We start from the raw sequence: 7,350 nt of genomic DNA, 5'->3' as shown, positions 1-7,350 counted from the left end.
CGGCCCCGTGCCGTCGCCTCCTGGGACGGGACCCGCCGCTGCGACACGCCGGGTCCCGGCCTCGGATGCCGCCGGTGCATCGGCCTTCACCGCTCCACCGGCCTTGCGCGTGTCACCGGCCTCGCCTGTGTCGGCAGCCTTCGCTGTGGCGGCGGCCTTCACCGCGTCGGCGGCCTGTGCCTCGGCACCGGTCCTGCCCGTGTCGGCCGCGTTCGATCCGGCCCCCGGATCGTCTGTGCCTGCGGTCTTGGCCGTGCCACCGGCCGTAGCGCCGGGCGCGGTGCCGTCCTGCAGCCCGGTGCCGTCCTGCGGCTCGGGCTCGCGACCGGGGAGATACACGGACGGGTCGTCGGCGGGACGGCGCTTGACCGCGAGGAACACGAGCACGGCGAGCGACACGAGGAACACCGCGATGCTCGTCCAGACGTTGAGCCGCTGCGTCACGCCGAACAGGGTGACCATCTCGGCGTCGTCGATGCGCAGCGTCTCGATCCAGACGCGTCCGAGCGTGTAGTACGCGGCGTAGAGCCAGAACATGCGCCCCCCGCGGAGCCGGAAACGCCGCGCGAGCAGGAGCAGGAGCGCGACGCCTGCGAGGTTCCACAGGAGCTCGTAGAGGAACGTCGGGTGGAACAGGGTGCCCGGTTCCTGGTCGAGCGGGAAGTTCGCGTTGTCGGCGTCGATCTCGAGGCCCCACGGAAGGGTGGTGGGCGCACCGAAGAGTTCCTGATTGAACCAGTTACCCAGGCGGCCGACGGCCTGCGCGAGGAGGACGCCCGGGGCTGCCGCATCGGCGAAGGCCGAGAGCCTCACTCCTGCGCGTCGGGCACCGATCCACGCTCCGACGGCGCCGAGAGCGATCGCACCCCAGATCCCGAGGCCGCCCTGCCAGATCTGCGGGATCCGGGCGAGGTCCCCCTCGGGCCCGAAGTAGGCGTCGGGCGAGGAGAACACGTGATAGAGCCGGCCGCCGATGATACCGAACGGGATGGCCCAGATCGCGATGTCCCACACGGTGTCGGCGGAGCCGCCGAACGACACGAAGCGCCTCTGCGTCAGGATGAGCGCCAGGATGATGCCGGCGAGGATGCACAGCGCGTAGGCATGGATGGTCAGCGGTCCGAGGTCGAAACTGGCCCAGGCTGCGGGTGGGCTCGGGATCGAGGCCGCGAGGCCGCCGCCGATCATGCCGGGGCCTTCGCCGTGCCGGTGCTGAGCTCCCGGGTGAGTTCGGCGACGGCTTCCACGCCGCCGTCGCGCAGTGCGGCGACGAGGGCCGTACCGACGATGACGCCGTCCGCATAGGCACCGATCTCGCGCACCTGGGCCGAGGTCGAGACACCGAGGCCCACGCAGGCACGCTCCGCGCCGGCAGCATGGGCGGCATCCACCACGGCGCGGGCGGCGGCGCCGACCGAGGTACGGGCGCCGGTCACGCCCATGACGGACACGGCGTAGACGAAGCCGCGGCTCGCGTCGACGGTGTCCTGCATGCGCTGCGGAGACGTGGAGGGGGCGACCAGGAAGACGCGGTCGAGGCCGAATTCCTCGGATGCCTCGAGCCACTCGGAGGCCTCGTCGGGAATGAGGTCCGGCGTGATGAGTCCGGCGCCGCCTGCTGCGGCGAGGCGCTCGGCGAACGCACGGACTCCCATCCGCATGACGGGGTTCCAATAGGTCATGACCAGGACGGCGGCGTCCGTGCTGCGGGTGATGCCCTCGACGACGTCGAAGATCCGGGGCACGGTGAAGCCGTTGGCGAGAGCCTCGACGGTCGCTTCCTGGATGACGTGGCCGTCCATGACGGGATCCGAGTAGGGGATGCCGATCTCGATGAGGTCCACGCCGTTCTGGGCCATGGCGATGCCGGCGTCGATGGTGGTCTGGACATCGGGGAACCCTGCGGGCAGGTAGCCGATGAGTGCTGCGCGGCCCTCGCTGCGCGCCTTCTCGATCGCGGCGGCGGCCTTCGAACCGCTGGCGGCCGAACCGGTCCTGGAGCGAGCGGGATCAGGGACGTCCACGGGAGGCGTCGGTCCGGTCGAATGCGTCATCACAGTTGTTCACCCTCCTGGGCGATCTCCTGCTCGGCGCTGTCGTCCGGCAGCAGGTCGAAATAGCCCGCGGCGGTCGCCACGTCCTTGTCCCCGCGACCGGAGAGGTTCACGACGACGATCTTGTCCGACGCCTGCTCCCCCGGCCCGAGGTCCGCAGCGAGGCGCCGACCCACCTTCATGGCACCGGCGAGGGCGTGCGCCGTCTCGATGGCGGGGATGATGCCCTCGGTCTGGCTGAGGAGGCGGAACGCCTCCATGGCCTCCGCGTCGGTGATGGGTTCGTAGTGCGCCCGTCCGATGTCGGCGAGGTACGCGTGCTCCGGACCGACGCCGGGGTAGTCGAGGCCCGCGGAGATGGAGTGGGACTCCATCGTCTGGCCGTCCTCGTCCTGCATGAGGTAGGACCGCGCGCCGTGCAGGACGCCGGGGCGTCCCAGGGTGATGGTGGCCGCGTGGCGGCCGGTCTCGACGCCGTCGCCGCCCGCCTCGAAGCCGTAGAGTGCGACGTCGCGGTCGTCGAGGAAGCCGTGGAACATGCCGATGGCGTTCGACCCGCCACCGACGCAGGCGCAGATCGCGTCGGGGAGCCTGCCGGCCTGGTCGAGGATCTGCTCGCGAGCCTCCTCCCCGATGACCTCGTGGAAGTAGCGCACCATCGCGGGGAACGGGTGCGCTCCGGCTGCCGTCCCGAGGAGGTAGTGCGTGGTCTCGACGTTGGCCACCCAGTCGCGGAGGGCGTCGTTGATGGCGTCCTTCAACGTCTGCGAACCGTTGGTGACGGGGATGACCGTCGCCCCGAGCAGCTGCATGCGTGCGACGTTGAGGGCCTGGCGCCGCGTGTCCTCGGCGCCCATGTAGACGACGCACTCGAGGCCGAGCAGGGCCGCCGCGGTGGCGCTCGCGACGCCGTGCTGGCCGGCGCCGGTCTCCGCGATCACGCGGGTCTTGCCCATGCGCTTGGCGATCAGGGCCTGGCCCAGCACGTTGTTGATCTTGTGCGAGCCGGTGTGGTTCAGGTCCTCGCGCTTGAGGAACACGCGGACGCCTCCGCAGTGCTCGGCGAAGCGCTGCGCCTCGGTGAGGAGCGACGGCCTGCCGGCGTAGTTCCGGTTCAGGTCGGCGACCTGCGCGGTGAACTCGGGGTCGGCCTTGGCCTTGTCGAACGTGTCCTGCAGTTCGTCGAGCGCGGCGATCAGTGATTCCGGCATCCAGCGTCCGCCGTAGGCGCCGAAGTAGGGGCCGGGAGCGTGGCGGAGGCTCTGGTCGTGGCTGAGGAAGGCCTCGGCCGTCCCCGCGTCGATGGCGTCCGCTGCTCCGTCGCCGGCTCCGGGGTTGCCCGTGTCCTGGTGCGTGTCGGTCATGACTTCAGCTGTCCCGTCCTGTTGGTCCTGACCCGGGTGGCTCTGCCGTCCGGGTCCGTCTCGGACCGGCGATGGCCGGCCCCTGTTTCGTGCTCGCTGTACTGCTGCCGGGCTGAACTGCCGGCCGCGTCGGCGCCGGATCCCGGGCCTGCCCGTGTGCCCGGCCGGCCGCGGGTCCCGGCGTCGGTCAGGTGTGCGCTGCGGCCCTGTCCTGCAAGGCCGTGCGGCCTGACTCCTTGAACGCGTCGATCGTGGCGGCCGGATCGTTGTGCCGGACGAGTGCCTCCCCCACCAGGACGGCGTGCGCGCCGTGTCCTGCGTAGTCGGCGACATCGGCGGCGTCCCGCACGCCCGACTCGGCGATGACGACCGCGCCGGCGGGGACGAGGTGCGCGAGTTCCGCGAAGACCCCGCGGTCGATGTCGAGCGTCTTGAGGTTCCGGACGTTCACGCCGATGATACGGGCCTCCGCGGCCGCGGCACGCCGCACCTCCTCCGCCGTGTGCGTCTCCACGATCGCGTTCATCCCGAGCCGGTGTGTCAGGGCCAGGAACGAGGTGAGCTCCTCGTCGGAGAGGGCCGCGACGATCAGGAGGACGACGTCGGCTCCGTGGGCGCGGGCCTCCCAGATCTGGTATTCGTCCACCGTGAAGTCCTTGCGGAGCACGGGGAGGCCCACGGCGGCGCGGACGGCGTCGAGGTCGGCGAGCGATCCACCGAAACGCCGCTGCTCCGTCAGCACGGAGATGACGGCGGCACCGCCCTGTTCGTAGGACGCGGCGAGGGCCGCCGGATCGGCGATGTCGGCCAGGGCACCCTTGGACGGGCTGCTCCGCTTCACCTCGGCGATGACCGCCAGGGCATCGCCCCGGCCTGCCCCGAGCGCCTCGAAGGCGTCGAGCGGAGCGGGTGCGGCGAGGGCTGCGGCCCGGACGTCCTCGAGGGGAAGGCTACGGCGACGCTCCGCGAGGTCCTCGCGGACGCCGACGATGATGTCGTCGAGGACCGTCATCTAGTGGCCGTTGTTCTTGAGCTTCGATCCGCCCACGCCGTAGCCGATCCTGCGCATGATGAAGCCGACGATCAGGCCGACGAACATGATGCCGATGCCGACCCAGAAGAGCAGCGTGCCGAAATCGTGATTGCCCTCGGTGCTGGCGAGGATGTAGGCGAAGGAGGCGAGTGCGGCTCCGGCCAGCATGATGAACACGCAGGTCCACGCCGCGGGGCTGTTGCCGTGACCGATCGTCTCGTCGCCCATCTGGGCGTGGTTCGCGGGGGTGTTGCGGGTAGCGGAGGTGCGGGTCTCGGATGCCATGGAAATCTCCTTCGAACGGGTTCCGTTCCATTCTGCCATTGATGGCGTGACCCGGCGGAACGTGGATGGTGGTGGAGCCAGCGGACGGCGGCTCCGGGAGGCGTGGCCGGGGAAGAGGTCAGCGCGTCGGATCGTTGCCGCGCGAGAGCTCGTCCCAGCTGTCGATCTCGTCCGCGTGGGAGCTGGTGCGCCCTGTCGGCGTGCGCGCGGAGCCGGGGGCCTCGACCGGGCCGGTGCCCGGTACCGGCGGAGCGTCTTCGGCGCCGCTGCCGGAGCCGTCGGACACAGCACTGCCGGAACTGCCGGAACTGTCGGAACTGTCGTCGCGCCCCGCATCCCGCTCCGCCGTGGGCACCGACGGGGTAGGCGGGGTGGGCGGGGTGGGCGGGGTCGACACGCCCGGCCCAGCCGTCCGCGCGGCGTCGTCGGAGACGGCGCCGGGGGCGACGTCACCGGTGGACGGGACCGGCGCGCCGGGTCGGAGGCCGCCTCCAGGAGTCCGCCCGACCCGGGACGCGCCGGCGTCATACCGCCGGTTCACCCCCCAGGTCCGGCCCGCCAGGACCACCCAGGCGGCGGCGAATGCCAGCAGGATCCCGGCCACGACGGCGAGCCAGGGCATGCCGGTCGCGCTCGCCTCGGCTCCGGTCAGGCCGCTGACACCGATGGCAGTGCCGATGGCCGGCTCTGCCGCTCCAGCGGGATCGAGGGCCACGGATGCGCTGGACAGTGCGATCCCGACGCCGGACAGCACGAGGATGACGGCGATGATCCAGCGCGCCACCCGGCCGGCGATCGAGACGGCGAGGGCCGCGGCCAGCGCCACGAGCGCGAACGCCGTCACGGGGGTCGCCGCGTCGCTGCCCGCGATGGCGAGGTCGGGCATCTGGACGGCATCCTGCGGCAGGCGCACCGAGAGCCAGGTCCGGGTCGTCGAGCCGAAGGCGAGCAGTGCGAGGACCACGATCCCCATCACCACGATCCCGCGGCGCGCGAAGCGGCGCGGTGCCGGTCCCTCCGCGGCGCTCACGGCACGTCCGCCGTCGCCGGGCGCAGGCCGGCCGCCGTGAGTGCCGCGCGCAGTGGCGCTGCTGCCTTGTTGACCGTCTCGAGTGCCTCGGCCTCGAGGACGGAGTCGGCGACGATCCCGCCGCCGGACTGCACATAGGCCTTCCCGTTCCGCAGGAGCGCGGAGCGGATGGCGATCGCCATGTCCATGTCCCCGGCGAAGTCCAGGTAGCCCACCACTCCCCCGTAGATGCCCCGCCTGTGGGGTTCCACCTCGTCGATGAGGCGCAGCGCGCGTGGCTTGGGTGCGCCGGAGAGCGTGCCGGCCGGGAAGGTCGCCGCCAGGACGTCGTAGGCGCTCCTGGCGGGCGAGAGCCTGCCGACCACGGTGGAGACGAGGTGCATGATGTGGCTGAACTTCTCGACCTCCATGAACTGCGTGACGTCGACGCTGCCCGGTACGCAGACCTTCGAGAGGTCGTTGCGCGCGAGGTCGACGAGCATGAGGTGCTCCGCCTTCTCCTTGGTGTCGGCGCGGAGCTCGACGGCGAGGTCGCGGTCCTCCTCGGTGGTCCTCCCGCGGGGGCGGGAACCGGCGATGGGGTGCGTGATGACCTCGTCGCCCGTGACCGTCACGAGGGCTTCGGGCGAACTGCCCACGATCGAGTAGCCCTGCCCCTCGGCGTCCTCAAGGCTGAACAGGTACATGTAGGGGCTCGGGTTCGTGGTGCGGAGGATGCGGTAGACGTCGAGGGCCGAGGCGTCGCACTCGATCTCGAAGCGGCGGCTGATGACCACCTGGAAGACGTCGCCGTCCACGATGGCCCGCTTGCCGCGTTCGATCGCCTTCAGGTAGTCGGGCTCGAACCAGGACTCACGCACGCGGTCCATGGACGCCTCGGCTGTCGGCGCGTCCGGTGCCATGACGGACACGGCGAGCTCGGCGGGAGCCACGAGCGTGGCGAGCATCGCGCGGACCCGCGCGACGGCGTCGTGCCAGGCCTCGTCGACGCGCTCGTCCGTGCCGTCGAAGTTGATCGCATTCGCCACGAGGGTCAGGGAGCCCTCGGCGTTGTCGTGGATGGCCAGGTCGGAGACGAGGCACATCGCCAGCTCGGGCAGCAGCAGGTCGTCCTCGGGCGGGCTGGTGAGCCGCTCCCAGTGCCGGACGGCCTCCCAGCCCACGAAGCCGACCATGCCGGACGTGAACGGGGGCAGCTCCTCGAAGCGCTCCGTGCGGAGCGCCTCGACCGTGAGGCGCAGGGCCTCGACGGGGTCACCGCCCACCGGGACCCCCGCCGGCGGTTCACCCAGCCAGTGCGCCTCGCCGTCGCGGGTGGTCAGCGTGGCACGGGACCGCGCGCCGATGAAGGAGTAGCGCGACCACACCCCGCCCACGGCCGCGGACTCCATCAGGAACGTCCCGGGCTGCCCGGCTGCCAGCTTCCGGTAGATGCCGATGGGCGTGTGGGAGTCCGCGAGGACCTTGAGGTGCACGGGGACCACACGGCGGCCCTGGGCCAGCTCGCGGAATTCCTCGAGGGTGGGGCGGATCGTGCCCAGCTGCTCCATGGCGTCAGGGTCCTTTCACATCGGGACGGCCGGC

7 protein-coding genes are annotated in these 7,350 nt (G+C 71.5%); all 7 read right to left on the bottom strand.

Annotated elements, in window-relative coordinates:
- The coding region (gene lgt, locus CVO76_RS05160; RefSeq protein ID WP_208741027.1) for a prolipoprotein diacylglyceryl transferase at positions 1–1,188 on the bottom strand (1,188 nt) is incomplete at its 3' end.
- The gene (gene trpA / locus CVO76_RS05155; RefSeq protein WP_208741025.1) at positions 1,185–2,054 is read right to left on the bottom strand and encodes a tryptophan synthase subunit alpha; all 870 of its coding nucleotides are present in this window, start codon (positions 2,052–2,054) and stop codon (positions 1,185–1,187) included. The genes lgt and trpA, both read right to left, overlap by 4 nt.
- Positions 2,054–3,418, bottom strand: a complete 1,365-nt coding sequence (gene trpB, locus CVO76_RS05150; RefSeq protein WP_208741023.1) for a tryptophan synthase subunit beta — start codon at positions 3,416–3,418, stop codon at positions 2,054–2,056. The genes trpA and trpB overlap by 1 nt, the downstream gene beginning before the upstream one ends.
- A gap of 187 nt (positions 3,419–3,605) precedes the next feature.
- Positions 3,606–4,430, bottom strand: coding sequence for an indole-3-glycerol phosphate synthase TrpC (trpC, locus tag CVO76_RS05145; protein ID WP_208741021.1), 825 nt, complete (start codon positions 4,428–4,430; stop codon positions 3,606–3,608).
- The gene (locus tag CVO76_RS05140) at positions 4,431–4,736 is read right to left on the bottom strand and encodes an HGxxPAAW family protein (RefSeq protein ID WP_133081835.1); all 306 of its coding nucleotides are present in this window, start codon (positions 4,734–4,736) and stop codon (positions 4,431–4,433) included.
- Between the two features lie 118 nt (positions 4,737–4,854).
- The gene (locus CVO76_RS05135; protein WP_208741019.1) at positions 4,855–5,766 is read right to left on the bottom strand and encodes a Trp biosynthesis-associated membrane protein; all 912 of its coding nucleotides are present in this window, start codon (positions 5,764–5,766) and stop codon (positions 4,855–4,857) included.
- A complete protein-coding gene (locus CVO76_RS05130) occupies positions 5,763–7,316 on the bottom strand; it encodes an anthranilate synthase component I (RefSeq protein WP_133081833.1) in 1,554 nt (517 codons plus the stop codon). The genes CVO76_RS05135 and CVO76_RS05130 overlap by 4 nt, the downstream gene beginning before the upstream one ends.
- Positions 7,317–7,350 lie beyond the last annotated feature (34 nt).

The sequence above is a fragment of the Arthrobacter agilis genome, assembly GCF_002953615.1.
Taxonomy (GTDB): Bacteria; Actinomycetota; Actinomycetes; order Actinomycetales; family Micrococcaceae; genus Arthrobacter_D; species Arthrobacter_D agilis_B.
Note: the sequence above shows the minus strand (reverse complement) of the source record. Positions and strands in the feature narration are given on the sequence as shown.

What these genes read in the sequence shown, in the direction of transcription:
- CVO76_RS05130 (WP_133081833.1), bottom strand. Translation starts at nt 7,316, where the DNA reads ATGGAGCAGCTGGGCACGATCCGCCCCACCCTCGAGGAATTCCGCGAG.
- trpC (WP_208741021.1), bottom strand. Translation starts at nt 4,430, where the DNA reads ATGACGGTCCTCGACGACATCATCGTCGGCGTCCGCGAGGACCTCGCG.
- trpA (WP_208741025.1), bottom strand. Translation starts at nt 2,054, where the DNA reads ATGACGCATTCGACCGGACCGACGCCTCCCGTGGACGTCCCTGATCCC.
- CVO76_RS05140 (WP_133081835.1), bottom strand. Translation starts at nt 4,736, where the DNA reads ATGGCATCCGAGACCCGCACCTCCGCTACCCGCAACACCCCCGCGAAC.
- trpB (WP_208741023.1), bottom strand. Translation starts at nt 3,418, where the DNA reads ATGACCGACACGCACCAGGACACGGGCAACCCCGGAGCCGGCGACGGA.